At 69.6% G+C, this 25,146-nt stretch carries 24 protein-coding genes; 6 read left to right on the forward strand and 18 right to left on the reverse strand.

Annotated features, from left to right (window positions below; all coding sequences use genetic code 11):
- Positions 1-64: 64 nt before the first annotated feature.
- The gene (locus tag ABZY89_RS19150; RefSeq protein ID WP_355229734.1) at positions 65-1,399 is read left to right on the forward strand and encodes a D-arabinono-1,4-lactone oxidase; all 1,335 of its coding nucleotides are present in this window, start codon (positions 65-67) and stop codon (positions 1,397-1,399) included.
- On the opposite strand, the gene ABZY89_RS19155 is transcribed toward ABZY89_RS19150, so the two are convergent.
- Genes ABZY89_RS19155 through ABZY89_RS19180 form a run of 6 tightly spaced genes read right to left on the reverse strand, consistent with a single transcriptional unit; the run spans position 1,393 to position 7,905 of the window.
- The gene (locus tag ABZY89_RS19155; protein WP_355229736.1) at positions 1,393-1,869 is read right to left on the reverse strand and encodes an SRPBCC family protein; all 477 of its coding nucleotides are present in this window, start codon (positions 1,867-1,869) and stop codon (positions 1,393-1,395) included. The two genes, ABZY89_RS19150 and ABZY89_RS19155, sit on opposite strands and share 7 nt — an antisense overlap.
- A complete protein-coding gene (locus ABZY89_RS19160; RefSeq protein ID WP_355229738.1) occupies positions 1,866-3,257 on the reverse strand; it encodes an FAD-dependent oxidoreductase in 1,392 nt (463 codons plus the stop codon). Before ABZY89_RS19160 ends, ABZY89_RS19155 begins: the two co-directional genes overlap by 4 nt.
- A gap of 3 nt (positions 3,258-3,260) precedes the next feature.
- Positions 3,261-4,205 (reverse strand): sugar kinase, encoded by a 945-nt coding sequence (locus tag ABZY89_RS19165; protein ID WP_355229740.1) that lies wholly within the window; start codon positions 4,203-4,205, stop codon positions 3,261-3,263.
- Positions 4,202-4,879, reverse strand: a complete 678-nt coding sequence (locus ABZY89_RS19170) for a class II aldolase/adducin family protein (protein WP_355229742.1) — start codon at positions 4,877-4,879, stop codon at positions 4,202-4,204. Before ABZY89_RS19170 ends, ABZY89_RS19165 begins: the two co-directional genes overlap by 4 nt.
- A 9-nt stretch (positions 4,880-4,888) precedes the next feature.
- Positions 4,889-5,830, reverse strand: a complete 942-nt coding sequence (sph, locus tag ABZY89_RS19175) for a sphingomyelin phosphodiesterase (RefSeq protein WP_355229744.1) — start codon at positions 5,828-5,830, stop codon at positions 4,889-4,891.
- Entirely contained in the window at positions 5,827-7,905 is a 2,079-nt protein-coding gene (locus ABZY89_RS19180) for a neutral/alkaline ceramidase (protein ID WP_355229746.1), read from the reverse strand. Before ABZY89_RS19180 ends, sph begins: the two co-directional genes overlap by 4 nt.
- A gap of 316 nt (positions 7,906-8,221) precedes the next feature.
- Between ABZY89_RS19180 and ABZY89_RS19185 the strand changes: the two genes are divergently transcribed.
- Positions 8,222-9,496 carry a lytic murein transglycosylase gene (locus ABZY89_RS19185; RefSeq protein ID WP_355229748.1) on the forward strand — a complete coding sequence of 425 codons (1,275 nt, stop codon included), beginning with the start codon at positions 8,222-8,224 and terminating at the stop codon, positions 9,494-9,496.
- A gap of 183 nt (positions 9,497-9,679) precedes the next feature.
- On the opposite strand, the gene ABZY89_RS19190 is transcribed toward ABZY89_RS19185, so the two are convergent.
- The 7 genes from ABZY89_RS19190 to ABZY89_RS19220 form a co-directional block, all read right to left on the reverse strand.
- Positions 9,680-10,399: a TetR/AcrR family transcriptional regulator gene (locus tag ABZY89_RS19190; protein WP_355229750.1), complete on the reverse strand. Its 720-nt coding sequence runs from the start codon at positions 10,397-10,399 to the stop codon at positions 9,680-9,682.
- Between the two features lie 66 nt (positions 10,400-10,465).
- Positions 10,466-11,449, reverse strand: coding sequence for a porphobilinogen synthase (hemB, locus tag ABZY89_RS19195; RefSeq protein WP_355229752.1), 984 nt, complete (start codon positions 11,447-11,449; stop codon positions 10,466-10,468).
- A gap of 96 nt (positions 11,450-11,545) precedes the next feature.
- Positions 11,546-13,231, reverse strand: coding sequence for a uroporphyrinogen-III synthase (locus ABZY89_RS19200; RefSeq protein WP_355229754.1), 1,686 nt, complete (start codon positions 13,229-13,231; stop codon positions 11,546-11,548).
- The gene (gene hemC / locus ABZY89_RS19205; RefSeq protein ID WP_355229756.1) at positions 13,228-14,241 is read right to left on the reverse strand and encodes a hydroxymethylbilane synthase; all 1,014 of its coding nucleotides are present in this window, start codon (positions 14,239-14,241) and stop codon (positions 13,228-13,230) included. Before hemC ends, ABZY89_RS19200 begins: the two co-directional genes overlap by 4 nt.
- A complete protein-coding gene (locus tag ABZY89_RS19210) occupies positions 14,238-15,533 on the reverse strand; it encodes a glutamyl-tRNA reductase (RefSeq protein WP_355229758.1) in 1,296 nt (431 codons plus the stop codon). Before ABZY89_RS19210 ends, hemC begins: the two co-directional genes overlap by 4 nt.
- On the reverse strand, positions 15,530-16,255 hold the full coding sequence (locus ABZY89_RS19215) for a redox-sensing transcriptional repressor Rex (RefSeq protein WP_355229760.1): 726 nt from the start codon (positions 16,253-16,255) through the stop codon (positions 15,530-15,532). The genes ABZY89_RS19210 and ABZY89_RS19215 overlap by 4 nt, the downstream gene beginning before the upstream one ends.
- Positions 16,256-16,433: 178 nt before the next feature.
- A complete protein-coding gene (locus tag ABZY89_RS19220; RefSeq protein ID WP_355229761.1) occupies positions 16,434-16,673 on the reverse strand; it encodes a glutaredoxin family protein in 240 nt (79 codons plus the stop codon).
- A gap of 57 nt (positions 16,674-16,730) precedes the next feature.
- Here ABZY89_RS19220 and ABZY89_RS19225 point away from each other — a divergent pair, with 57 nt between their 5' ends.
- The 3 genes from ABZY89_RS19225 (at position 16,731) to ABZY89_RS19235 (ending at position 19,904) form a co-directional block, all read left to right on the forward strand.
- Positions 16,731-17,630 (forward strand): HAD-IB family hydrolase, encoded by a 900-nt coding sequence (locus ABZY89_RS19225; RefSeq protein ID WP_355229763.1) that lies wholly within the window; start codon positions 16,731-16,733, stop codon positions 17,628-17,630.
- A 158-nt stretch (positions 17,631-17,788) separates the two neighbouring features.
- Complete coding sequence (locus tag ABZY89_RS19230; RefSeq protein WP_355229765.1) at positions 17,789-18,571, forward strand: sigma-70 family RNA polymerase sigma factor; 783 nt, start codon at positions 17,789-17,791, stop codon at positions 18,569-18,571.
- Positions 18,572-18,713: 142 nt separating this feature from the next.
- Positions 18,714-19,904 (forward strand): DUF5667 domain-containing protein, encoded by a 1,191-nt coding sequence (locus tag ABZY89_RS19235; RefSeq protein WP_355229767.1) that lies wholly within the window; start codon positions 18,714-18,716, stop codon positions 19,902-19,904.
- A gap of 103 nt (positions 19,905-20,007) precedes the next feature.
- Here ABZY89_RS19235 and ABZY89_RS19240 read toward each other — a convergent pair whose 3' ends face one another.
- The 5 genes from ABZY89_RS19240 to ABZY89_RS19260 all read right to left on the reverse strand — a co-directional run bounded on the left by ABZY89_RS19240 (position 20,008) and on the right by ABZY89_RS19260 (position 23,925).
- Positions 20,008-20,964: a lysophospholipid acyltransferase family protein gene (locus ABZY89_RS19240; protein WP_355229768.1), complete on the reverse strand. Its 957-nt coding sequence runs from the start codon at positions 20,962-20,964 to the stop codon at positions 20,008-20,010.
- A complete protein-coding gene (locus ABZY89_RS19245; protein WP_355229770.1) occupies positions 20,957-22,006 on the reverse strand; it encodes an NAD-dependent epimerase/dehydratase family protein in 1,050 nt (349 codons plus the stop codon). Before ABZY89_RS19245 ends, ABZY89_RS19240 begins: the two co-directional genes overlap by 8 nt.
- 14 nt (positions 22,007-22,020) lie before the next feature.
- A complete protein-coding gene (locus ABZY89_RS19250) occupies positions 22,021-22,122 on the reverse strand; it encodes an AURKAIP1/COX24 domain-containing protein (RefSeq protein WP_008356322.1) in 102 nt (33 codons plus the stop codon).
- A 184-nt stretch (positions 22,123-22,306) separates the two neighbouring features.
- On the reverse strand, positions 22,307-22,510 hold the full coding sequence (locus ABZY89_RS19255; RefSeq protein ID WP_008356311.1) for a helix-turn-helix domain-containing protein: 204 nt from the start codon (positions 22,508-22,510) through the stop codon (positions 22,307-22,309).
- Positions 22,511-22,719: 209 nt separating this feature from the next.
- On the reverse strand, positions 22,720-23,925 hold the full coding sequence (locus ABZY89_RS19260) for an acetoin utilization protein AcuC (protein WP_355229772.1): 1,206 nt from the start codon (positions 23,923-23,925) through the stop codon (positions 22,720-22,722).
- 184 nt (positions 23,926-24,109) lie between these two features.
- Here ABZY89_RS19260 and trpS point away from each other — a divergent pair, with 184 nt between their 5' ends.
- On the forward strand, positions 24,110-25,087 hold the full coding sequence (gene trpS / locus ABZY89_RS19265) for a tryptophan--tRNA ligase (protein WP_355229774.1): 978 nt from the start codon (positions 24,110-24,112) through the stop codon (positions 25,085-25,087).
- Positions 25,088-25,146: the final 59 nt, after the last annotated feature.

The raw sequence follows: 25,146 nt of genomic DNA on the forward strand, positions 1-25,146 counted from the left end.
CTATTGACCTTTGGTGTGACCTGGGTCATCCTGAGGCCCGACTGCCCACAGAAGGGATCCAGCCATGAGCACTCGATGGCGCAACTGGGCCGGTACCGAAGAGGTGACCCCGGCACGCGTGGCCACGCCCGCGACGACCGATGAGGTCGCGGCCGCAGTGAAGACCGCCGTCGCCGACGGCCTGACCGTGCGCGCGATCGGATCCGGGCACTCCTTCACCGGCGCTGCTGTCGCGCCCGGCCTGCAGCTCCGGCCGGACCGGCTGGACGGCGTACTCGCCGTCGACGCGGCCTCGGGCTTGGTCACCGTCGGGGCCGGACTCCCGCTGCACCGGCTCAACCCGATGCTCGCCCAGCACGGGCTGGCGATGGAGATCCTCGGCGACATCGACCGGCAGACGGTCGCCGGCGCGGTGTCGACCGGCACCCACGGCAGCGGCGAGAGGTTCCGGAGCATCTCCAACCAGATCCGCGCACTCGAGCTGGTGCTGGCCGACGGGTCGGTCGTGACGTGCTCGCGCGAGGAGCGGCCGGAGCTCTTCGAGGCCGCGCGGGTCTCGATCGGAGCGCTCGGCGTGATCACCAAGGTGACGCTCCAGTGCGTGCCGCTCTACGCGCTACGCGCGGTCGACGCTCCGATGCCGCTCGACGAGACGCTCGACGGGCTCGACGAGCTGGTGGCTGGCAACGACCACTTCGAGTTCTTCTGGTTCCCGCACACCACCACCGCGCTGACGCGCCGGTTCCAGCGGCTGCCGGCCGACGCCGAGCTCAACCCGATGAGCACGCTCGCCAGGACCCTCGACGACAAGATCGTCACCAACATCGGCTTCGAGGCGCTACTGCGCGTCGGCACCCGCTTCCCTGGTCTGGTGCCGGGGATCACCCGGTTCGTGACCCGCGCGGTGTCGTCCCGGGATTTCACCGACCTGGCCCCGAACGTGTTCGCGTCCCACCGCGACGTACGTTTCCGCGAGGGTGAGTACGCCGTCCCGCGGGCCGCGATCGCAGCCGTGCTCCGCGAGCTCCGGCACTGGGTCGACACCCATGACGAGAAGGTGTCGTTCCCGCTCGAGGTCCGCTTCGTGAAGAGCGACGACATCTGGCTCTCGCCGGCGTACGACCGCGACGTCGCCTATGTCGCCTTCCACCAGTACCACCGGATGCCCCACGAGCGCTGGTTCTCCGTCTGTGAGGACATCCTCGGCGCTGCCGACGGGCGTCCGCACTGGGGCAAGATGCACCGGCTCACCGCGGCCGACCTCGCCGAGCGATACCCGCGGTTCGGCGACTTCACCGCGCTACGCGACGACCTTGACCCGACCGGCGTCTTCGCCAACCCGTACGTCGACCGGGTCCTCGGCCACACCTTGCACCAGAGCGCGCCGACCCATCACTGACCTTCGGCGACGATCAGGTCCTCCAGGTTGCGCATCGACTGCTGGAACGCCTTCCGCAGCCCGGGCTGGGTGACCTTGTCGATCACCGCACCGAGCGGGCCGAGACCGACGCGGTAGCGGACGGCGTATGTCATCTCGGTGCCGGCACCGTCGACACCGTCGACAGCGACCGGCCGGAACCGGAAGACGTTGGTCATCTCGTGCAGCGGGGCGAAGCCCTCCCCGGTGTCGATGCGGGTCGTCAGCGGCTCGATCTCCCTGACCGTCCAGGTCGACCGCGTGGACAGCGGTCCGATGGTGCGGTTGCGTTCGGCGTAGGTGCGGCCGACCTCGGCCTCGCCGTGATGGTCGGTCACCTCGTAGACGCCGTCCACCCACTCGGCGTACCGGTTCGTCGCCGACACCACCTGCCAGACCCGGTCCACAGGGACGGCCAGCACAGCGGTCTCGCTCAGCTCGGTCATGCTCATCTCTCATTTCCTTCCAGTACGTCGATCACGGCAGCCGCGGCGTCGCGGCCGGAGCGGACGGCGCCGTCCATGTAGCCGTTCCAGTAGTCGGCGTGCTCCGCGCCGGCCCAGTGCACGAGCCCGAAGGGCCGGTCCCGCCACTCGCCGAGGGCGGTGAGGACGCCGGGGGCGAGGACCGAGGTCGGCCCGCCCCGGGTCCACTCCTCGCTCGACCAGTCCTGCTCGAAGTAGTCGCGCGGCCGCAGCGCCTCCCGGCCGACCGCCCGCGCGAAGGTACGCAGCACGGCGGCCCGGCGCTCGCGGGGCGGCCGGTGGGCCAGCGCCCGCCAGGCACGGCCGCCGAGGAACCCCATCAGCACTCCGGGTCCGCCGCTCGGCGGGGTGTTGTCGAACATCGAGCAGATCGCCGAGTCGGGCGAGCGGAACGTGGCCTGGCCGGAGAGACCTTCCGCGCGCCAGAACGGCTCGTCGTACACCGCCTCGCACTTCATCAGGTTGCCCATCGGCATCCGGTCGAAGAGAGCCGCCTGCGGCGCCGGCAGCAACGGCGACCACGAGATCTTGCCAGCGAGCGGGGGCGGGACGGCGACGATCGCGTGCCCGGCCTGCCACACGCCCGCGTCGGTACGCAGCTTCACGGTGCGGCCGTTCTGCTCGATCGCGCGCACCGGGGCGTTCGGCACCACCCGGTCGCCGAGCTGTTCGGCCATCGCCAGCGAGACCCCCTGCGAGCCGCCGACGAAACGATCCTGCTGGGCTCCGCCCTCCACCCCGATCCCACGGGCGATCGAGCCGGGGTTGTCCTCATCGCCCATGCCCGCGACGTAGTGGAGGCTGAACAGAGCCGAGGCATCCGCCGCGGTGCCGCCGTAGGCCGAGCCGAAGAAGATGTTGACCAGGTCGACGCCGGCGGCGCTGACCGTGGTGTCGCGGATCCACGAGTCGAAGGTGACCGCGTCCAGCCGTGCGGCGTTGCGTGCCTGCCACGGCTCGCCCAACGGAATGCGCCGGGCGAGCCGGTCGATACGCGCCAGGGTGACCGCGACATCCGCCAGGGCCGTCGGGTCCGGGGGTACGTCGCCGGCGTAGCGCTTGGCGCGGCCGCCGCGGACGTAGACCGCCTCACCCTCGGTGTACGCCGGGAAGGTCTTGACGTCCAGCTCAGCGGCCAGCCCGAGAATGTGGTTCTGGGTCGGTCCGACGAACTGGCCGCCGGCCTCCACGACCTGGCCGTCGCCGAGGTCGTGGTTGAGGGTGCGGCCGCCCACCCGGTCGCGCGCCTCGAGCACGACGACGCTGCGTCCCGCGGCCACCAGAGCACGGGCGGCGGTCAGCCCGGCCAGGCCGGCGCCGACGATCGCCACGTCGACCCGAGCTGTCCGCGGCACTCCTCAGACCTCCTTGAGCGCGGCACTGGCGGCGAAGCTCTCGACCGAGGCGAGGTCGAAGCTGCCGAAGTCGGACCCGAGGCCGCCGGCGACCTGGGCGGCGGTCGCGCAGCCCAGCTCGGCCGCCTCGGTGGGCGTCCGGCCCAGCGCGAGACCCCGGATGTAGCCCGCCGAGAACGCGTCACCGCAGCCGGTGGTGTCGACCACCTCGATGTCGTACGCCGGCACCCGAACGGTCTCGTCTGCAGTCACCACGACCGCGCCCTGGGCGCCGGCAGTCACGGCCACGCAGCCGGCGCCGGCCTCGACCAGCTTGCGGCAGGCCACCTCCAGGTCGGCGGCCCCGGTCCAGCCGAGCGCCTGCTCGTCGTTGACCAGCAGGTGGTCGACATAGGGGAACGCGGCCGCGATCCACTCGAACATGCCCGGGTCGCCGGGCGCGAGGGAGTCGAGCGAGGTGGTCACGCCGTTGTCGCGCGCGTGGGCGAGGATCTTCGCCGCCGCGTCGCCGCCCATGAACTCCGGACCGCCGAGGTGCAGGTGGTCCGCCGCGGCGATCACGTCCAGCGGAGCGTCGTCGGGACCGTAGGCGCCGTTGGCGCCGATCACGTGGAACGCCGGCCGCGACCCGTCGGGGCGGATCGGGAGCACGCTCGCGGAGGTCTGGTGGTCCTCGCGGCGTACCAGATGCTCGGTGTCCACGCCGTCGCGCTGCAGCAGCGAGAGCAGCTGGTCGCCGACCGCGTCGGTCCCGATGGCGCCCGCGCTGACGACGGTCGCGCCGAGCTTGGCGAGCACCAGCGCGGTGCCCCCGGCGGGGCCGGCCGCGGTGACCCGGATCTCGTCGACCAGCTGGCCGTCCTGTCCTTCGGGGATCGCCTCGACGTGGCGTACCAGGGTGTCGAGCACGTGTGCGCCGAGGGTGACGACGGTGGGGGAAGTGGTCACGAGTTCTCCTGTGATGAGGGGCGGGTGGTGCCGTAGCCGCGGGTCAGGGCGGCGTGGATCACCGCGACCTGTTGGTCTTCGTCGAGGACGCGCGGGGTGCCGATGGCGGCGGCTCGCCAGTAGACGGTGCATCCCCACTCCAGGAGCAGGGCCAGCTCGACCGCCTTGGCCAGGTCGGCCGCATGGGTGATCGCGCCGTGGTTGGCCATGAGCGCGCCGCCGCGGCCCTCGAGTGCCTCGATGACCAGCTCGGCGAGCTCCGGCGTGCCGAAGGTGGCGTACGGCGCCACCCGGACCGTGCCGCCGAGCGCCAGCAGGCCGTAGTGGACGCACGGCAGCTCGGTCAGGACGCACGACAGCGCAGTGGCCATCGGAGCGTGGGTGTGAACTATCGCGCCCGTCTCGCGGCGGCGGTAGAGCCCGAGGTGCAGGTCGACCTCGGAGGTCGGCGCGAGCTCACCCGCGACGACCTGCCCGTCGAGGTCGAGGACGGTCACCTGGTCCGCGGTCATCGTGGCGAACGACGCCCCGGTCGCGGTGATCGCGACCAGGTCACCGGAGCGGACACTGACGTTGCCCGCCGTACCGATGACGAGCCCCTCGGCCGCCAACGCCCGACAGGCGTCGGCGACCGCCGCTCGCTCGGCGGCCAGCGGGTTCGACGTGACGGTCATCGGAGCTCCTCAGCCGCCTGCGACGGGATAGTGGTCGGAGTAGTCGGTGTAGGCCGTTCCGGCGTGCTCCCAGGGCGGCGACGTGGGCGTGAGCACCGTGTTGGTCCACACCCGCGGGCGTACGTGGCCGCGGCGATGCAGCACGTAGTCGAGGTGCTCCTGCCCGCCCGTGGCGAGCGGGTTCGTCGTCGGGTCCCAGCTGAACGGGTGTCCTGCGTACGCCGTCGGGGCGACGGTGTCGGTGGCCGCGAGTAGGTCGGCGTACTCGGGCGAGGCTCTGTCGACGTTGAGGTCGCCGGCCACGATGACCTGCTCGTCTGCCGGGATCGCCAGGCCGTCCAGGAACTCGTCGATCTCCGCGAACTGCTCGGCGCGTACGGCCGCGCCGTCGCCGAAGCAGAGCGGGTCCTCCGCCTGGACGTGGGTGCCGACGACGTGGACAGGAGTGCCGTCGACATCGAGCTGCACGTAGACGAAGCCCTTGTTGGACAGCGCGTCGGCGCCGCAGCCGCCGCTGTAGACGTACTGGATCCTGTGGGTGATCGGCCACTTGCTCAGGATCGTCACGCCGCCGTCCTCGGGGGTCAGCCAGGAGTACGCGCCGAGGGTCTCGTCCCAGCCCGACCTCGAGCGCCCGAGCACCGGCGTCTGGTGGGGATACTGCGCTGCGAGCCGGCTCTTGAGGGTCTCCGAGGGACCGTTGTCGAAGGCCTCGTCGAAGACCACCACGTCGTAGCCCTTCACGTAGTCGGCCTTCGCGATCAGCTCGGCCCGGGTGGCGTTGGCCTTGCCGCCGAAGATCGCCGGCAACATCTGGACGTTGTGCGTGAGCACTCGCACTCGCGGCGTGGTGGCCGCCGCTTCGGGCGCGGCTGCGGCGGTCCCCGGGAGCGCGAGCCCCGACGCCGCCAGCAGAGCGACACCCACCAGCCGAGCCGCGACCCGGCTCACGAGCTGACCCCGAAGACGGGCGAGGTGCCGGTGAACGACGAGACCGTCCCGAGCAGGTTGCGCGCATCGCCGAAGTAGCGGATGCGGTAGCTCCCTGACGCGGTGCCAGGCGGGACGTCCCACGTGATCGTCACCTTGGAGGCCGCGATGCCGTCGCGCGCCCAGCGGAACTTCGTCGACCAGTCACCGTCGTCGGCGACCCGCTGCCAGGTCGCACCCACCTTGCGCTCGACGGCGAGGTAGCTGCCGCCGTGGTGCAGGCCGTTGTTGGGATGCGCGCCGGCGAAGACGACGCTGGCCTGCTGGCCAGGGCGGTACGTCGGGGCAGGCGCGGTCAGGACGTCGCCGAAGCGGTGGCCGATCTGCGGCGCATCCATCAGCACGGCGCCACTCGGCGACGGCAGCTGCCACACGCTGCGGTCGCCCTCCTTCTCCCCCAGCGGTACGTCGACCCCGTCGTCCATCGCCGAGCCCAGGTCGGAGGCGACCTGCGCGAACGCCGGCTGCTCGTAGCGGCCGAAGAGGGTGCTGGCGCCTTCGTACTCCTTGGAGTCGTACTCCTCGGGCGTGGTCAGATAGTGCGCGTAGGCGTTGGCGTAGCCCTGCACGAGCACGTTGTCCAGGTCCGTGCCGACCGCCTCGGCCACCGCCTGCCGGATCCGCAGACCCGCCACCACGGTCACCTCGGCCGGGATCCCGACCAGGTAGAAGTCGCCGATCCGCATCAGCTGCACGGGGAGCTTCTGCTGCACCAGGTCGAGGTCACCCACGGGCAGCAGCACCTCCTTCGGCGACTGACAGGCCTTGAGCGCGGGCGAACCGGTGTAGAGCGCTCCGGAGATCAGCCCGACCAGCGGGTTGCCGCCGTCCTTGCCCTCCTTGAAGATCGGCAGTCCGCCGCCGCCGTCCTCGGTGCTGCCGGCGGCGAAGGAGGCGCCGAGCGCAGCCGAGCAGGTGTTGTGCGGCTTGCCGTCGGGGGTGAACTCCGGCCGTACGGCGACCTTGGAGAAGTCGACGTACACCATGCGCGAGTCGATGCCGCCCTCGAGCGACCGCTTGTCGGACTCGAGCCCGTCGCGGGCCGCGTCGAACATCCGAGTGCCGATGATGCGGGTGTTCTCGAACTCGTCCTTGGTCGGGCCGTCGGTCGGCTGCAGGTTGAGGTTGGGCGACATGTCGCCGGCGTTGGACTGCGCGAACGACGCCACGAAGTCGGGGGCGGTGTCGTCGATGTAGTCGACGCCGCGCACCTGCCGCTCCCAGACGTACTCCGCGTAGCCCTTGTTGTCGGGGCTGATCAGCGTGTTGCCGGTCGACATGCTGGTGGCGTGCACCGGGAACCAGTTGATGACCCCGTCGAGGCTGGTCGACCCGTCAGGGGCCTCCCGCCGTACCTGGAGCGTGGTGCTCCGGGTGTCGCTGCCGTTGGGGAAGTACGCCTTGTCGGACTCCGGGTTTCGGTCGAACGCCTGCTTGGAGCGGTTGACGTTGGCGTTGGTGAGCTGGCGGGTCGACAGGCTGAGGTCGGCGGGCGCGAGGTCGGCGTCGGCCCGTCCGATCGAGGACACGATGCCGTCGACGACCGCTCGGAACGTCTTCTCGTGATAGCCGAGCGTCGTGAGGTTGTAGAGGTTGTGGTGCGAGAACCCACCCGGCCCTGCGTGGGTGTGGGTCGCCGTGAGCATGACGTTGCGCTCGCTGTAACGGTCGCCGTACCGCTGTTCGAGCTTGGTCAGGACGGCGTCGCGTACGCCCTGGAAGATCATCCCGACGTCGGCCACCACGTGGACCACGCGCTCACCGCTCGCCGCGTCGGCGATCACGAAGGCGCGGGCGCGCTGACGCATGTGGATGCCGGTGGTGCTCTGGGCGAGGTCGGCGTATCCCATCATGCCGTTCTCCCCCGGCTCGCCGGTGACGTCCGCGATGCCACGGCCGACGAGGTACGTCGACTCGGGGGCGGCGCTCGCGATGCTCAGTCCCGGCCCGGGTGATGGCCCGAGCACCAGCACGGCGGCGACAAGGGCGGCGACCAGCAGGCTGGCGCACGTCGTACTCGAACGTTGGTGGCGCATCGGGTCGGGTCCTCTCGCCGGGTTGCCGCCAGGCTCTCCCGTGGCCAGGCGGTGTGATGAGGATTACCCTTTTCGCCTGTTCGGTCAATCGTCCTGGTCAGTTGACCCACATATTGGGACCAGAATGTTTCGGATCCGGGTTCGGCGTCATGAACTGGAGCTTTCATCCGTCTCACAGGCGTCTCGTTTAGTGGAACGCTATGTTCACGTAAAACGTGACGCGCGTAACTTTGACGTGAGACGGTTCGTTTGAACGTTGCATGAGGGAGCACGACCTCCGTACGATTTCAGTGCGGTGATCACCAGGGGAGATTCGATGTCCGCTTCGCGCTACAGCCGCCTTCAGAAGGCGACCGCGCTCGTTCCGCTCGCGCTGCTGAGCGCGGCCTGGACGGTCAACGTCACCGGTCTGACGCAGTCGAGTGCCACCGCATCAGGGCCCAGATACGACGACGCGTTCAGCCTGCCCGACGGGACATCGGTCCCGGCCGAGGCGATCGAGGCGCCGGCCAGCGTCTCGGCCTCGACCAACGAGGGCGGCAAGTCGCTGCCCGGGACGGCCAGCGCCGCCGGGATCCCGTCCGCCGCGCTCGCCGCCTATCAGCGTGCGGCCACAGTCATCAACGCCGCGGACGCCGCCTGCAAGATCGACTGGCCGCTGATCGCCGCGATCGGGCGGGTCGAGTCCAACCACGGGCGCGCCAACGACAACCGTCTCAGTGCCGAGGGCGTCTCCACGCCCGGCATCTACGGGGTGCCGCTCAACGGCAAGGGCAACGTCTCCCAGATCACCGACACCGACGGCGGGCAGTACGACGGCGACACCAGCTACGACCGCGCGGTCGGCCCGATGCAGTTCATCCCCTCCACCTGGGCGATGGTCGGCGTGGACGCCGACGGCGACGGCAAGCGCAACCCCCAGGACATCAACGACGCCGCCCTCGCCTCCGCCGTCTACCTCTGCTCCGGCAACGACGACCTCTCCACCGACCAGGGCGCGCGAGCAGCGGTCTTCCGCTACAACCACAGCCAGTCGTACGTCACGACCGTGCTCGGTGTCGCCGAGGCCTACCGCTCCGGCGACTTCACCTCCATCCCGAACAGCACGGTCCCGGTCGACTACGCGATCCCGCGGATGGAGGCTCCCAAGTCTTCGAAGCAGAAGGACCGCGAGCTCCGGGCAGGCGGCCAGCAGGCCGGCCCGCGCGGCGGCTCCTCGCAGTCTCCCTCCGGCCCCTCCAGCGAGGCCCCTTCCGGGGAGACTCCCGGCGGGAGCACTGGTGGTGGCACCGGGGGCGGCGGTGACGACGGCGGCAGCACCGGCGGGCCTGCGGAGACGGTGACCGAGCCGCTCAAGGAGACGGTCGAGACGGTCGTCGCTACGCCCGCTCAGATTCTTGCCGCGTGCCAGCGTGAGCTGGCGAAGTACCCGCTCCTGAGCGCGAACCAGTCGGGCCAGGCCTTGACCCAGTGCGTCAATGCCATGGCCGGCAAGACACTCGAGCAGGTCAACGCGACCGTCGGCAACCTACTCACGCTGATCCTCAAGGGCATCCTCGGCGGCCTGTTCGGAGCCCTCACCGGCAACTGATCCGATAAGACGAAGGGCCCCGCCATCCGGCGGGGCCCTTCGTCGTGTCTGGAGCGCTGATCGGCGCCCAGCCACGCATGTAACACGTCGTTCGTAGGACTATCCGGTCGCTCCAATAGGGCGAGTAGTCCTACGAACGACGTGTTACACCCCGCGCGGGCAGCCACAACGGGTTCGCGACAGTCAGGCGGCGGGCTCGTCGTCCTCGTACTCGGTGACGAAGGCACGCCCGAGCTCGCGGACCGCATCCAGGGAGGATGCGTCGGCCAGCAGGGAGCTGAGGTGGTAGTCGGCGACCGACTCGGCCAGCGCGTCGGGGCTAGCCGGGGCCTTCTCGTCGTCGCGCCGGCCGTGCCAGAGCCGGTGCTGGGCGCCTTCGTTGAGCGAGAGCAGCATCAGCGCGGTGGCGGCGGGGTCGGTCTGACGCAGCTCACCGCTGGCGACGCCCTGCTCGAGGAGCTGGGCAGCCGCGTCACGCAGCTTGTCACCGTCCTCCTCGAAGCCCGCGAAGACCTGCGGCTGCGCCAGGGCGGCCACCTCCAGCTCGTAGAAGTCGAGCGGAGCGGTGCACAGCTGGCGGACGTCGGTGTAGAGGAAGGCGTAGAGCCGCGGAGCCGCCGGGCCGGCCTCTTCAAGGAGCTTCTCCGCGAGCGTGAGCGACTCGCGGTTCTTCTCCATCAAGGCGGAGAGGATCTCTTCCTTGGATTTGTAGTAGTAGTACATCGAGGACTGGCGCAGTCCGACGCACTCGGCGATCTGGCTGATCGTCGTCGCCGCGACCCCTTGAGCGGTGAAGAGGCGGGATGCCTCTTTGAGAATCTCTTCCCGCGGGTTCGCCGAATTCCGTCCACTGTTGCGCGGCCGACCGGTGCGCTTTGTGCTGCCCAACTCTCGATTGGTCACAGGCTCGAGTCTACTCTCAGGATATGTTCCACGTCACAGAGGTGCTCGGCTGATCAAGCGAGAACGTCAGCCTCGCAGCCAGCCAGCTGCTTCGGTGGCCCAGTAGGTCAGAATGACGTCCGCACCCGCCCTCTTGAAGGCGGTGAGTGTCTCCAGGATCGCCGGTTCGCGGTCGATCCAGCCGTTCGTGGCGGCGGCTTCCAACATCGAGTACTCCCCTGAGATGTTGTAGGCAGCCACCGGAACATCGACAGACTCACGCACTCGCTGCAGGACGTCGAGATACGGGAGCCCGGGCTTGACCATCACGATATCGGCACCCTCAGCGACGTCAAGGAGCGCCTCGCGGACGCCCTCCAGCGCGTTGGCTGGATCCTGCTGATAGGTCCGCCGGTCGCCCTTGAGCGCGGAGTCGACGGCCTCGCGGAACGGGCCGTAGAAGGCCGAGGCGTACTTCGCGGAGTAGGCGAGGATCGAGACATCGGTGTGGCCCGCGCCGTCGAGGGCGTCGCGGGTCACCGCGACCTGGCCGTCCATCATCCCGGACGGGCCGACCATGTGGACGCCGGCCTCGGCGTGGGCGATCGCCATCTGGGCGTAGATCTCGAGAGTGGCGTCGTTGTCGACGGAGCCGTCCTCGGCGAGCACACCGCAGTGGCCGTGGTCGGTGAACTCGTCCAGGCACAGGTCGCTCATCACGGTGAGCGCGTCGCCGACCTCGGAGACGACGTCGGCGATGGCCACGTTGAGGATGCCGTCGGGGTCCAGCGCGCCCGAGCCGACCGCGTCCTTCGTCTCCGGTACGCCGAAGAGCATGATGCCGCCGATGCCGGCGGACGCAGCCTCGGCGGCGGCCTTCCGCAGCGACTCCCGGCTGTGCTGGACCACGCCGGGCATGGTCGAGATCGGGACGGGCTCATCGATCCCCTCGCGCACGAACGCGGGCAGGACCAGGTTGGCGGGACGTACGGCCGTCTCCGCGACCATCCGGCGCATGATCGGCGTGCGGCGCAGCCGGCGGGGACGGATCACGGGCTTCTCGATGCTCATCTGCACTCCATCGCAAAAGGGTACGTTCCACGGTAATGCAACAGCCGCGTGCACCCACACTCGGGAGCACGCGGCTGTTGCCGTCGAACGGTCGGTTCAGGAGGTGCGCGAACGGCGGCGCGAGGCGGGGCGCCGGTCGGACGGCTTGGTGACCGGCAGGCCCTGCTCGACCAGCGAGGCACGACGCGCCGCACCGAAGGCGGCGAGCGCCTCGGTGAGCGCCTCGATCGACGGCTCGGGCGACATCACGTCGACCCGCAGGCCGTGCTCCTCGGCGGTCTTGGCGGTGGCCGGACCGATCGCCGCGATCACCGTGGAGGTGTGCGGCTTGCCTGCGATGCCGACCAGGTTCCGGACCGTCGACGAGGAGGTGAAGACCACCGCGTCGAACTTTCCGGTCTTGATCGCGTCGCGGGTCGGCGCGGGCGGCGGGGCCGCCCGGACGGTGCGGTAGGCGGTCACGTCGTCGCACTCCCAGCCGAGGTCGACCAGGCCGGCGATGAGGTTCTCGGTGGCGATGTCGGCGCGCGGGAGGAAGACCCGGTTGATCGGGTCGAGGTCCTCGTCGTACTCCGGCCACACCTCGAGCAGGCCGGCGGCCGACTGGTTGTCGGTGTTCGGCACCAGGTCGGGGCGCAGGCCCCAGGCCTCGAGCGCCTGCCCGGTCTTCTCGCCGACGGCGGCGATCTTCAGACCGGAGAAGGCGCGGCAGTCCAGGCCGTACTCGTCGAACTTCTCGCGTACGGCGCGCACCGCGTTGATCGAGGTGAAGGCGATCCAGTTGTAACGGCCCTCGACCAGGCCGCGTACGGCCTTGTCCATCTGCTGCGGGTTGCGCGGGGGCTCGACGGAGATCGTCGGCACCTCCTCGGGCACGGCACCGAAGCCCTTCAGCTTCAGCGACAGCGCAGGCGCCTGCTCCTTGGTGCGGGGCACCAGCACGCGCCAGCCGAACAGCGGCTTCGTCTCGAACCACGAGAGCGTCTCACGCAAGTTGACCACCTTGCCGATCACCACGATCGCCGGCGGCGCCATCCGTGCGGCGCGAGCGTCGACGGCGATGTTCTCCAGCGTCGACTCTACCGTCGACTGCTCGGTCGTGGTGCCGACGCGGGTGATCGCGACCGGGGTCTTGGCCGAGCGGCCCGCCGCAACGAGCTCCTTGGCGATGTCGCCGATCATGCCGACACCGGAGAGGAGAACCAGGGTGCGGTTGTCGGCGTACTGGCTCCAGTCGATCTTCTCGTTGCAGGTGACGACCGCGACCTCTTGGTGGTCCTTGGTCGTCAGCGGGATGCCGGCGTAGGCCGGAACGGCCGACACGGACGAGACGCCGGGGACGATCTCGAAGCCGATGCCCGCCTTGGCGCAGGACTGCGCCTCCTCGGGGCCGGAGGCGTAGAGGAAGGGGTCGCCGGTCATCAGGCGCACGACGCGCTTGCCCAGCTTCGCCTGCTTGACGACGGCCTTGGCACGGGCGGCGTTGGCCAGGGGCTGGCCGTCGACGCCGAACCCGCCGTCGATGAACTCGGGTCCGACCGGTTCCGGGGTCTCGTCACCCTCGGCCGGCTCGACCGGCTCGGGGATGCCGAGAACGCCGCGCACCATCGAAGCGTGCTCGGGGGCCTCGGTCACGACAACATCGGCCTGCTTCAACAGGTCGATCGCCCGTACCGTCAGCAGCTCAGGGTCACCAGGACCGCTGCCGACGAAGGACACCCAGCCCAGTGGGGTGGCCGAGCTGTGCTCGGCCGTCTGCTCGGTGGTCTTTGCTCGGGTCATGCGTTGTGCACCTTGTCCTGCTCGGGAGCGGTCTGGGGGGAACCGCCCGTGTCCATGACAGCCTGGCCGGGGTCAGTGGTGGGGTCGTCGGTCAGGTCTGCTGCACCCTCGGCGAGCATCTCCTCGGCGAGCCGGCGTCCGACGCCTGCGGCGTCGTCGAGCGGCCCGGATGCGGAGAGTCGGATCGAGAGCGAGCCATCGAGTGAGAGCGCGACTGCCCGCACCCACAGCTCTGGTCCTTCCTCACCCTCAACCACGTCGGCGAGGGTCCCGATGGGCGCGGCGCAGCCACCTTCGAGGGTGGCGAGCACCGCGCGTTCCGCCTCGACAGCCGCTCGGGTGGGCGAGTCGTCGAGGGAAGCCAGAATCTTGCGTACGTCGGCATCGGCGTCGCCTGCGCGGCACTCGACCGCCAAGGCCCCCTGACCAGGAGCGGGCAGCACCTGGATCGGGTCGAGGACCTCGGTGACCTCGTCGAGCCGGTCGATGCGGGCCAGGCCGGCACGCGCGAGCACGACAGCGTCGAACTCGCCCGAGCGGACCTTGCCGATGCGGGTGTCCACGTTGCCGCGGATGCCGCCCAGCTCCAGGCCGAGGCCGAGGGCCTTGATCTGGGCGACGCGTCGCGGCGAGCCGGTGCCTACCCGCGAGCCCGGCGGGAGCTCACCGAGGGTCAGGCCGTCGCGGGCGACGATCACGTCGCGCGGGTCCTCGCGCGGCAGGATCGCGACCAGCTCGATGCCTTCCTCGGGGTAGGTCGGCAGGTCCTTGAGGGAGTGGACCGCGAGGTCGATCTCCTTGGCGTGGAGCGCGTCGCGCAGCGCGCTGACGAAGACGCCCGTCGAGTTCGCGCTGGTCAGCGGGGTGTTCGCCGCCTGGGTGCGATCGCCGTCGGAGACGATCTCGACCAGCTCGACGATGTGGCCCTGGGCGCGGAGCATCTCCGCGACGAGGGTCGACTGGGTGACGGCGAGCTGGGAGCGGCGGGTGCCGAGACGAAGAGTTCTCATGAGTGGTCTCCTGGGACGTCGGCCCGGGTCACCGCGGAGACGGCCTCGGGGTCGAGCGCGAAGAGCTCGGCGAGCGCAGCGGCGTACGACACCGCGCCGGTCTCGTTGGCGAGCTCCTTGACCCGGACGGTCGGTTCGTGAAGCAGCTTGTCGGCCACGCGGCGTACGGTCCGGAGGACCTCGGCGCGAGTCACCTCGTCGAGACCGGGCAGCTTGTTGTCGAGGCGCTCCATCTCGGCGGCGACGACACCGGTGGCCATGGTCCGCAGCGCGACCACCGTCGGGGTCACGGCGGACTGGCGACGAGCGCTCAGGAACGCCGCGACCTCCTGGGTGACGATGTCGCGGACCGCCAGCACCTCCTTGCCGGCGGGCGAGGCGTGCAGCTCGTCGGCGAGGGCGGCCAGGTCGATCAGGGTGGCCCCCGGGAGCGACCCCGCGGCGGGGTCGATGTCGTGGGGCAGGGCCAGGTCGATCAGCGCGATCGGGCGGCTGCTGCGGTCACCGACCATGTCCGCCGGGACGAGCAGCCCGCTGGCGCCTGCGCAGGTGATCACGATGTCGGCGGCCGCGACCTCGTCGGCCAGCGTGTCGAGCGAGGCGGAACGCGCGGAGTACTCCTTGGCGAGGCGCTCGGCGTTGGCCGTGGTGCGGTTGACCACGACGACGTCGGCGGCCCCCAGCCGGGAGACGGTCGCGGTGGCCAGCCCGGCCATCGCACCGGCGCCGACGACGGCGACCCGCTTGCCGCGTACGTCACCCACGGCTCGCGCGGCGCGGTCCAGCGACGCGGTGACCAGCGACGGGGCGGCCTGGTCGATGTCGGTCTCCGCGCGCGAGCGCTTGCCGACCCGCAGCGCCTGCTGGAACAGGCTGTTGAGCGCCGGTCCGACCGTGCCCATCTCCTGACCGAGCTGCAGGGCCGCGCGGGCCTGCCCGAGGATCTGGCCCTCGCCGACAGCCATCGAGTCGAGCCCGGCAGCCACCTTGAACAGGTGGGAGACGGCACCGTCGTCGTAGTGGACGTAGAGGTGCGGCAGCATCGTCTCGAGCGTCTGACCGGCACCCTCGATGATGCGGCGGGAGAGCTCCTCGACGGAGCCGTGGAAGCGCTCGACCTCGGTGTAGATCTCGAGACGGTTGCAGGTCGCGATGACCGCTGCCTCGCTGACGTGTTCACAACCAGCCACGTCGGTGAGAAGCTTCTGCAGGCCGTCCGCGTCCACCGCCGCCGCCTCGAGCAGCGAGACCGGCGCAGAGTTATGTGAGATGCCGACAACAAGGACACTCATGCGGTGATCCCTTCCTCGGAACCATTGTCCACCGTCTCCACAGCTTCTGCAGCCTTGCGCGACTCGTGATACGCGAGGATCTGCAGCTCGATGGAGAGATCGACCTTGCGTACGTCGACGCCGGGCGGCACGTTCAGGACGGCGGGCGCGAAGTTGAGGATGCTGCTGATGCCGGCCGCGACCATCGCGTCGGCGACGTCCTGGGCAGCGGTCGCCGGCACCGAGATGACTCCGATCGAGACCTGCTCGGCCGCGACGATCTCGGCCAGGTCGGCGAACGGTCGCACCTCGAGCCCGGCAACCGTCCGGCCCTGCATCGGCGCGGCCGCGTCCAGGAGCGCGACGGTGCGGAACCCGCGGCTACTGAAGCCGGAGAAGTTGGCGAGCGCCTGACCCAGGTTTCCGATACCGACGATGATGACCGGCCAGTCGTGGGTGACGCCGATCTCGCGGGCGATCTGGTAGCTCAGGTAGTCGACGTCGTAGCCGACCCCACGGGTGCCGTAGGAGCCCAGGTAGGAGAGGTCCTTGCGCAGCTTGGCCGAGTTCACCCCGGCAGCCGTCGCGAGCTCCTCGGAGGAGCAGGAGGCGATGTTGCGCTCGGCGAGCGAGGTCAGCGCCCGGAGGTAGACCGGAAGCCGGGCGACAGTCGCCTCGGGGATGTCCCGGTGGGGGTCCTGGGCACCGCTGCCCTCGCCCGTATTCGTGCTCCGTGCCGTCACGCTCTGCTCTTTCAATGCCGGCGCCACAGACGGGGGCTTTTTAGCCCGGGATCGCCCTGCGGCTCAGCCACCATACGGAGTTTGTGACCGCGAGAACAAACTCGCAGAGCGTCGGCTAGCACACGTGTTTGCGGAGTTGTCAGAGGGGGGTTGTTCGGGGTAATGGGCCGATCGACAGTTATTCTGGGGAGCGCGCGAGCGCTGTCCTCAGCCGCTCCTCGGAGACACGCCAGAAGTCGTGCTGCTTCCCGTCGACATACGTCACGGGCACCTCGTTCGTGAAACGCTCGCGCAGTTCCTCGTCGGCGTCGATGTCGACCTCGGTGTAGTCGTCCCCGACCACCTTCTCGAGGACCACCCGAGCCTCGTCGCACAGATGGCAGCCCTGACGGGAGTAAAAGGTCACACGCGGTTCCATCCGACCATCTTGACACCTGGGTCCCGTGACGACGTCCGGACCACTACTGTTGGCGAAATGAGCAGCGCCAGCGACCGCCGCCGTGCCGAGCTGCGGCGAAAAGACCTCAAACGCCGCTCGGCTCTCGCGGGCGAGGCATCGGCCGCGGCCGCGGAGATCGAGGCCTGGCTCTATCCGACGACCGGAGACCCGACAGCGGCAGCCTTCTTCGACGTGGACAACACGATCATGCAGGGCGCGACGATCTTCCATCTGGCCCGCGGCCTGCACCGGCGCAAGTTCTTCCGTACGCGGGACATCGCCTCGGCCGCGTACAAGCAGGCCTACTTCCGGGTGGCCGGGGTCGAGGACCCTGCCCACATGGAGTCGGCGCGCTCGTCGGCGCTGTCGTTCATCCGCGGCCATCGCGCCGAGGAGGTCGAGAGCCTGATGGAGGAGATCTTCGACGAGGGCATGGCCCACCGGATCTGGCCCGGCACCAGGGCCCTCGCGCAGACCCATATCGACCAGGGACAGCGGGTGTGGCTGGTGACCGCGGCGCCCGTCGAGGCCGCCCGGGTCATCGCCCGGCGGCTCGGGCTCACCGGCGCGCTCGGGACGGTGGCGGCCACCGAGGACGGCGCCTACACCGGTGAGCTGGTCGGCGAGATGCTCCACGGGCCGGCCAAGGCGGAGGCGGTCAAGGCGATCGCCGCCCGGGAGGGCCTCGACCTCTCCCGCTGCGCCGCCTACTCGGACTCCTACAACGACCTGCCGATGCTCTCGCTGGTCGGGCATCCCTGTGCGATCAATCCGGACGCGCGCCTACGCGCCCACGCGCGCGTGAAGGGATGGCCGATCCGTGACTACCGCACCGGGCGCAAGGCGGCCCGGGCCGGCGTGGTGACCGCGGCGCTGGGCGGGGCGGCCACAGGGGCGATCGCGGTGGCGATCGCACTCCGCGGACGGCGGGACTGATCGCGCCGTTGGCGACCTGTATGCAGTGCCGGGTATTCGCCGCTCTGTCAGGAAATTGCCAACACACGCCGAGGCAACTTCGGCTCGGGACCTGACATCGGGATGCCCTAACCCGTAAGGTTGGGCTCGCTCAGGGGGAGTCTTCGGGAGGGACCCACATGTCGCGCCGCGCCAATGACGTCCATCGTCGCTTGGATGCGCTGCGTGCTGCGGTCGAGCTCTTGATGAACGAGGGCTACGAACCCGCCTACGCCGGCGTTGCCGGTGCGTCCGGTCCGCTCGCCGAGCCCGAGCGTCGCGGCTCGGGTGGCACCCACGAGTCCAAGCCCCGCTCCGACAACGAGCCGGACGACGACACCGAGCTCGCCACCTCCTCGGAGGAGAGCGAGGCCGACCGCACCCGGCTGATCGCGCTCGTCGAGCTCGCCCGCAAGGGTGACAAGGAGGCGTTCGGCCTCCTCTACGACCACTACCAAGGCGCGGTCTACCGGTTCCTCTTCTACCGGACCCGCTCCACCCAGGTCGCCGAGGACCTGACCTCGGAGACGTTCTTCCGGGCGCTCCGCTCGATGACCGGCTTCCGCTGGCAGGGCAAGGACTTCGGCGCCTGGCTGATGACCATCGCGCGCAACCTGGCCACGGACCACTTCAAGGCGGGACGTACGCGCCTGGAGATGACCACCGAGGACATGGGTCAGCACGACTCGTCCTCGGACGGGCCGGAGAAGATCGTGATGGCCGGGATCACCAACGAGATGCTGCTCGGGGCTCTCACCAAACTGCCCGACGAACAGCGCGACTGCATCATCATGCGTTTCCTCCAAGGGCTGTCAATCGCAGAGACAGCGGCTATCCTCGGGCGCAGCGACGGAGCCGTGAAACAGCTCCAGCTGCGCGGGATCCGCAATCTCGCCAAGCAGATGCCTGACGGGATCCGCTGATGACTGTGTTCCGCACCACCTTGAATGCTCGACCGGTTGCCGTAACCCGCGGCCGGGGCGACTCGTTGTCCGACATGGCAGCACCTTGTGCGCAGCTGTTTCGACGAATCCCTGACAGCCGATACCGAGTAGGAACCCCCCGATGAGCCCGGCATTCCCGGCGCGAAAGCGTGCCGACGAGTTCGACCGAATGGTCGCGGCTGCTGCCGCGACGGATCGGCGTGCCTCGCAGTCTGCCGACGAGCTTCGTGATCTGGCCGTCTTCGCTTCGTCGCTCTCCACTCTCAGCGACTCCGCCGTCCCCAGTCGCGACTTCTCCGTCTCCCTTCGCGAGCGCCTCATGGAGGCCGCCGACACCGAGCTCGTGCCCGCGCCGCGCACCGAGAAGACGGTCGAGCGCAAGCTCACCGTCGGTCCCGTACGCAGGCCGCGCCGGCAGCGCAAGCTGGCTGTCGCCTTCGCCGCGATGGCGATCGTCGGCGGCACCGCGGGTGCCGCGGCCGCGTCCCAGACCGCTCTGCCCGGTGACTCGCTCTACCCGGTCAAGCGTGCCGTGGAGAACGTCTCCGCCGGCTTCACCGTCAGCACCCAGGCCCGTGGCATCCGGATCCTCGAGGACGCCGGCACCCGCCTGCGCGAGGCCAAGTCGCTGGTCGCCGACGCGCCGATGACCGACTCCGAGCGGGTCACCGCGACGCTCGAGACCTTCTCGCGACAGGCCGCGCACGGCTCCGACCTGCTGATCAGCGACTTCGAGCAGTCCCAGGACAACGACTCGCTCGCCCAGCTGCGTACGTTCGCGGCCGATGGCGTCGAGGAGCTGGCCGAGCTGAGCCCGCAGGTGCCCGAGCGTGCCGAGCCGGCAATCTCCGACGCCGCGCAGACCCTCGTGCTGATCGACCAGGCCGCCGCCCAGCTCTGCCCCACCTGCGAGGGTGGCATCACCGAGCTTCCCGCGACACTGGTCTCCAGCCTCACCTCCGACATCGACGGGCTGCTTCCGGCCGACACCGTCGTCGAGGCCGAGGCGCTGCCGCCGCTCACCCAGGACGACAACGCGCTCGACCTGCCCTCCATCGACCCCGACAAGATCGGTCCCGGCTCGGTGACCGATCCCAAGGGCGAGAAGGACGAGGCGGAGAAGCCCTCTGAGGAACCGGAGGAGGACGGCAGCATCCTGCCGACCCCGTCCACCCCCTCCGACGGCGATCCCTCCGAGGATCCGGACACCGACCCCGGCACCGTGACGGACCCCGTCACCGGCCTTGTCACCGGCGTCACCGGCCTGGTCGGCGACGTGCTCGCCGGCGCCACCGGCCTCCTCACCCCGTAATCCCGCCGAGAGGTCGATTTCTGACATCGAGTGGTCCAGTCGATCTCAGAAATCGACCTCTCGCGGTCAGAAACTGACTTCTCGGCGGGGTGACCTCTCGGGATCAGCCGAAGACGGAGGCGCGCTCGCCCAGCAGGCGGTAGAGCGTCTGCTGGATCGTCTCGCGCACCTGGTCGGTGACGTTGAAGACCAGCATCGGGTCGTCAGCCTCCGAGGCGTCGTACGCATCGGTGCGGATCGGCTCGCCGAACTCGATCAGCCACTTCGACGGGAGCGGGATGAGACCCAGCGGCCCGAGGAGCGGGAAGAACGGTGTGATCGGCAGGTAGGGCACGCCGATGACCTTGGCGAGGGCCGGGATGTTGCCGACGAGCGGGTAGATCTCCTCGGCGCCGACGACGGAGAGCGGGACGATCGGGACGCCGGTGCGCAGGGCGGAGGAGACGAAGCCGCCGCGACCGAAGCGCTGGAGCTTGTAGCGCTCGCTGTAGGGCTTGCCGATGCCCTTGAAGCCCTCGGGCCAGACGCCGACCAGCTCGCCGTTGCGCAGCATCCGCTCGGCATCCTCGCTGCAGGCCAGCGTCGCGCCCGCCTTGCGGGCGATGTTGCCGACGATCGGCATCCGGAAGACTAGGTCGGCCCCGAGCGGGCGCAGGTTGCGACCGAGCTCGTCGTGGATCGAGACCATCGTCATCAGGCCGTCCATCGGGATCGTGCCGGAGTGGTTGGAGACGATCAGGGCGCCGCCGTCGGTCGGGATGTTCTCGATGCCGCGCACCTCGACCCGGAACCACTTCTCCTTGATCGGCCGCAGCACGGCCAGCATGAAGCGTTGGGTGAGCTCGCGGTCGAAGCCGTACTCGTCGACGGAGTATTCGCCGGAGATCCGGCGGCGCAGGAACACGATGAACCGAGCGAGCTGCTCCTCCCACTCGGCGCCGAAGACCTCTTTGGCGGCGCTCTCCAGAGCCGCGGCCCAGTCGGCCGCCGGGATCGCCCGCAGCGGGTGGCGCTCGCGCGCCGTGGTGCCGGTGAAACCCTGGGCGGGGGACTCAGTCACCGGGCGCTCCTGTCAGTCGGCTCTCCAAGGCGGCCAGCGCACGGTCGGCACGGTTCGCGGACGGCATCACGCTGTCCGCGAAGTCTACGACCGTGTCCTCGGTCGTGTATCGGGGTTCGAAGCCCAGCAGCGAGCGCATCCGCGTGGTGTCGACGCCACGACCGTAGGTCAGCAGCGCCCTCAGCTCGGCGGGATACTCGCCGCCGCCGAACCTCGCCAGGCCGAAGAGAGGCTCGGGGATCGGCACGGTGACCCGCTGCAGCCGGCGCGCGACCTGCGAATGGGTCAGCACGCCGTCGCCGGCGACGTTGAACGTCCCGGGGACCCCGGTGCGTACGGCATGCTCGAGGACGCCGTAGAGATCCTGCTCGTGGAGGAACTGCAGGCGCGGGTCGAAGCCGAGCACGTTGGGCACGACCGCGCGCCGGAAGTGGGACGCGATCGGGCTGACCACGCTCGGACCGAGAACGTTGGCACAGCGCAGCACCGTGACAGCGATGTCCGGGCGACGACGGGCGAAGCCGCGTACGTAGGACTCGATGTCGGCCGCGTCGCGGGCATAGCCGGAGGACGGCGTGCGCCGCGGCTCCATCGACTCGGTGAACATCGCCGGGTCGCGGCTGCTCGCCCCGTAGACCTGGGTCGTCGACTTCACCACGACCTGACGCAGGGACGGCGCGGTCTGACAGGCCGCGAGGAGCTGCATCGTCCCGATGACGTTGAGCTCCTTCATCGTCGAACGACCCCCGGTGGTGCCGGGGGTCGCGATGACGCTGAGGTGGACGACGGTGTCGACCTCCTCCTTGGCGATCACCTTGGCGATCACCGGGTTGCGGATGTCGGCTCGGACGAATCCGACCTTGCCGATGTCACCGCGAGGCGGTGCGACATCGACGCCGATCACCCGCTCGACGTTGGGGTGGCGGGCGGCAGCGCGCGCAAAACGGCGACCGAGGTCACGCGAGACCCCGGTGACCAGGAGGACCCGACCCTGCTGCCCGCCTCGGGCTTCGCTTCGGCCAGGTCCGGTGCGTTCCGCCACCTACGCCACGAACGTCACTTGCCGAGCTTGCGGCGCTGGACGCGAGTCTTCTTGAGCAGCTTGCGGTGCTTCTTCTTCGCCATGCGCTTGCGACGCTTCTTGATGACAGAACCCACGGGGAACCCTTCACGATCGTTGCAGAGAATGCCGGCCCGGTGCCGACGCGGCCACTCACCGCAGCGCGCGGCAAACAGACCTAGGGGGTAAGACTAACGAAGCCAGGGCACCCAGAGAGAATCGGTGACCCGATGGGATCGGTGTTGCCCCCGCGCCCATTGTGCTGGGCGCGGGGTCCGACAACTAGCCCGCGTTGTAGAACGAGCTCTTGAGGTATTCGTTCGCGTCGTCCTCCCGAACCCGGAAGGAACGACCGACACGCACCGCAGGCAGCTCGCCCGAATGAACCAACCGGTAGACCGTCATCTTGGATACGCGCATCATCGACGCAACCTCGGCAACGGTCAGGAACTTGCTGTCAGAGATGTCTCCAGAAGGAGTAACCATCTGCTTCCACCGTTCTCTCTCGAGTGATCGCGACGCCGGCGGCTTCCCCACCGCCGGTCCAAAACGCGATCCCAAAGTGAGAATAGGGCCTGATGTGACTGATGGGGAAGGGGACACCCCTGAGAATCTCACATACCACCGGCGTGTCGAGTTGCATCTGGGCGCGACGAACTGCGGTTTCTAGACCGTCCCGAAACTATCTGACTGGGCTACGGCATCGGGTCGAGCCCGTGCAGCGGGAACACCGCTGTGCGAGTCGCGTGGACCTGCCGGTCCAGCCACGTGCCGGGGTCATATCCGCTCCCCCAGTCGCGGTAGGCCGGTTCACGCCCGTCCGTCATGCGCAACGGTGCGACCCTCCCGAGGCGCGTCTGCACGTGCTCACGCCAGCCACCTGGCACGTCGAGCGTCGGCTCCAAGGGATTCCCCGACACTAGCGCAAGAAGGTGCGTCCATGCGCGTGGCACGACGTCTACGACCGCATAACCGCCGCCGCCGAACGCCACCCACTTGCCCCCGGCCACCTCGTGGGCGAGCTCGTGGAGCGCGACGTACGCCGCCCGCTGGCCGTCCACGCTGAGCGCCAGGTCGGCGAGGGGGTCGTCGGTGTGCGAGTCGCAGCCCTGCTGGGTCACCAGGATCTCCGGCTGGAACTCCCGGATCAGGTCGGGCACGACGGCGTGGAAGGCGCGCAGCCAGCCGTGGTCGGCCGTGCCGGGCGGCAGCGCGACGTTGACCGCGCTCCCCTCGGCTTCCGGCCCGCCGACCTCCTCGGCGAAGCCGGTGCCTGGGAAGAGCAGCTGGCCGGTCTCGTGGAGCGAGATCGTCAGGACGCGCGGATCGTTCCAGAAGGCCCGCTCGACACCGTCCCCGTGGTGCACGTCCACGTCGACGTACGCGACCTTCTTCACGCCCTGGTCGAGGAGCCACTGGATGCCGGCGGCGACGTCGTTGTAGATGCAGAACCCGGCCGCCCGTCCGCGCATCGCGTGGTGGAGGCCGCCCATGATGTTGGCGCTGTGCAGACTCTCGCCGGAGTAGACCTGGCGGCAGGCCTCGATGCTCGCGCCGACGATGTGGGCGCTGGCGTCGTGGATGTGCGCGAACACCGGGTCGTCCTCGGTGCCGAGGCCATGGGCGAGGTCCGACTCGCCGCTCCTGCCGGCCTTGATGACCGCCTCGATGTAGCTCTCGTCGTGGATGGTGAGCAGCTGCTCCGGGGTGCCCATCGGCGCCTCGACAACCTTCAGATGGTCGAGTACGCCGAGCTCGCCGGCCAGGCGCATCGTCAGGTCCACCCGGATCGGCGCCATCGGGTGGGTCGGGCCGAAGTCGTAGTCGGCCAGACTCTCGTCGAAGACGACCGTCGAGTGCCCCTGGCACGAGGTCGGCCACGTGGTCGGCGGAGTCGTCATGAGCCACACGGTATCTGTGACGTGTGAGACACTGGCGAGGTGTTCAGCATTCGTTCCACCCAGTGGTGGTCCGCCTCCTAGGCGGTCCACCCGATTGTTGAGCACTCACATCAGGCCGCCCACGGGCGGCCTTTCTCGTTGATCGTCGCTGACCCGTGGGCCTCACCACCCCGAAAGGTCCACCATGACCAGGCGACTCTCCCTCATCACCCCCTCCGGCCGACTCACCATCGGCAACCTGCTCGGCGCGCTGCGGCCGATGCGATGTATCGAGCCTGTCGAGATGGCCGCCACGGCCGACTCGGACGCCTTCTACGGGCTCTCCGACCTGCACGCGCTGACGCTGCCGCACGAACCGTCGGTGCTGCGTACGCGGACGGAGGAGATGGCTCTCCTCCTGATGGCGTCCGGGCTCGAACCGGCCACGTTGTTCATCCAGTCCCACGTCCCCGCGCATCGCTCGCTCAGCTATCTGCTCGAGTGCGTCGCGCACACCGGTGAGCTGGGCCGGATGATCCAGTTCAAGGAGAAGTCGCGCCGCGTGGGGGCGTCGGTGCGCGCCTCGCTGTTCACCTATCCGGTGCTGATGGCGGCCGACATCCTGCTCTACGGGGCGACGGAGGTGCCCGTCGGCGACGACCAGCGCCAGCACGTCGAGCTCGCCCGAGACATCGCGATCCGGTTCAACACGACGTACGGCCGGGTCTTCTCGGTCCCACAGGCGGTGCATCCGGAGGCCGGGGCCCGGATCATGGATCTGGCCGAGCCGACCCGCAAGATGTCGAAGTCGGCTGGCGACACGCACCCGGGCTCGATCTTCCTGCTGGACGATGCCGATGTCGTACGTCGCAAGGTGGCCCGTGCGGTCACCGACTCTGCCGGAGACGTCTCCCGCGACGAGGAGCGGCCGGGGGTCACCAACCTGATCGACATCCTCGAGGCCTGCGGCGGATCGGCGACCGGGCTGTCGAGCTACGGCAGCCTGAAGGCCGCGGTCACCGACGCGGTCGTCGCCGAGCTCGAGCCGATCCAGAAGCGCTACCGCGAGCTCGCCGCCGACCGGACGTACGTGACGCAGGTGTACGCCGCCGGAGCCGAGAGGTGCCGCGAGGCGACCGCGCCGGTCCTGGCCGCGGCGGAGGCGGCGATCGGGCTGGCTTGAGGAGCCGCCGCGAGTAACACGTCGTTCGTCGGACTTCTCGCCCTATCTGATAGGGCGAG

Origin of the sequence: Nocardioides sp. NPDC006303 (genome assembly GCF_040613175.1) — a bacterium.
Taxonomy (GTDB): domain Bacteria; phylum Actinomycetota; class Actinomycetes; order Propionibacteriales; family Nocardioidaceae; genus Nocardioides.

Excerpts from the sequence above, each read along its gene's own strand:
- ABZY89_RS19200 (WP_355229754.1), bottom strand. The coding sequence starts at position 13,231 with ATGACCCGAGCAAAGACCACCGAGCAGACGGCCGAGCACAGCTCGGCC.
- ABZY89_RS19185 (WP_355229748.1), top strand. The coding sequence starts at position 8,222 with ATGTCCGCTTCGCGCTACAGCCGCCTTCAGAAGGCGACCGCGCTCGTT.
- hemC (WP_355229756.1), bottom strand. The coding sequence starts at position 14,241 with ATGAGAACTCTTCGTCTCGGCACCCGCCGCTCCCAGCTCGCCGTCACC.
- ABZY89_RS19230 (WP_355229765.1), top strand. The coding sequence starts at position 17,789 with ATGTCGCGCCGCGCCAATGACGTCCATCGTCGCTTGGATGCGCTGCGT.
- ABZY89_RS19210 (WP_355229758.1), bottom strand. The coding sequence starts at position 15,533 with ATGAGTGTCCTTGTTGTCGGCATCTCACATAACTCTGCGCCGGTCTCG.
- ABZY89_RS19220 (WP_355229761.1), bottom strand. The coding sequence starts at position 16,673 with ATGGAACCGCGTGTGACCTTTTACTCCCGTCAGGGCTGCCATCTGTGC.
- ABZY89_RS19235 (WP_355229767.1), top strand. The coding sequence starts at position 18,714 with ATGAGCCCGGCATTCCCGGCGCGAAAGCGTGCCGACGAGTTCGACCGA.
- ABZY89_RS19180 (WP_355229746.1), bottom strand. The coding sequence starts at position 7,905 with ATGCGCCACCAACGTTCGAGTACGACGTGCGCCAGCCTGCTGGTCGCC.
- trpS (WP_355229774.1), top strand. The coding sequence starts at position 24,110 with ATGACCAGGCGACTCTCCCTCATCACCCCCTCCGGCCGACTCACCATC.
- hemB (WP_355229752.1), bottom strand. The coding sequence starts at position 11,449 with ATGAGCATCGAGAAGCCCGTGATCCGTCCCCGCCGGCTGCGCCGCACG.
- ABZY89_RS19260 (WP_355229772.1), bottom strand. The coding sequence starts at position 23,925 with ATGACGACTCCGCCGACCACGTGGCCGACCTCGTGCCAGGGGCACTCG.
- ABZY89_RS19155 (WP_355229736.1), bottom strand. The coding sequence starts at position 1,869 with ATGAGCATGACCGAGCTGAGCGAGACCGCTGTGCTGGCCGTCCCTGTG.
- ABZY89_RS19150 (WP_355229734.1), top strand. The coding sequence starts at position 65 with ATGAGCACTCGATGGCGCAACTGGGCCGGTACCGAAGAGGTGACCCCG.
- ABZY89_RS19225 (WP_355229763.1), top strand. The coding sequence starts at position 16,731 with ATGAGCAGCGCCAGCGACCGCCGCCGTGCCGAGCTGCGGCGAAAAGAC.
- ABZY89_RS19255 (WP_008356311.1), bottom strand. The coding sequence starts at position 22,510 with ATGGTTACTCCTTCTGGAGACATCTCTGACAGCAAGTTCCTGACCGTT.
- ABZY89_RS19170 (WP_355229742.1), bottom strand. The coding sequence starts at position 4,879 with ATGACCGTCACGTCGAACCCGCTGGCCGCCGAGCGAGCGGCGGTCGCC.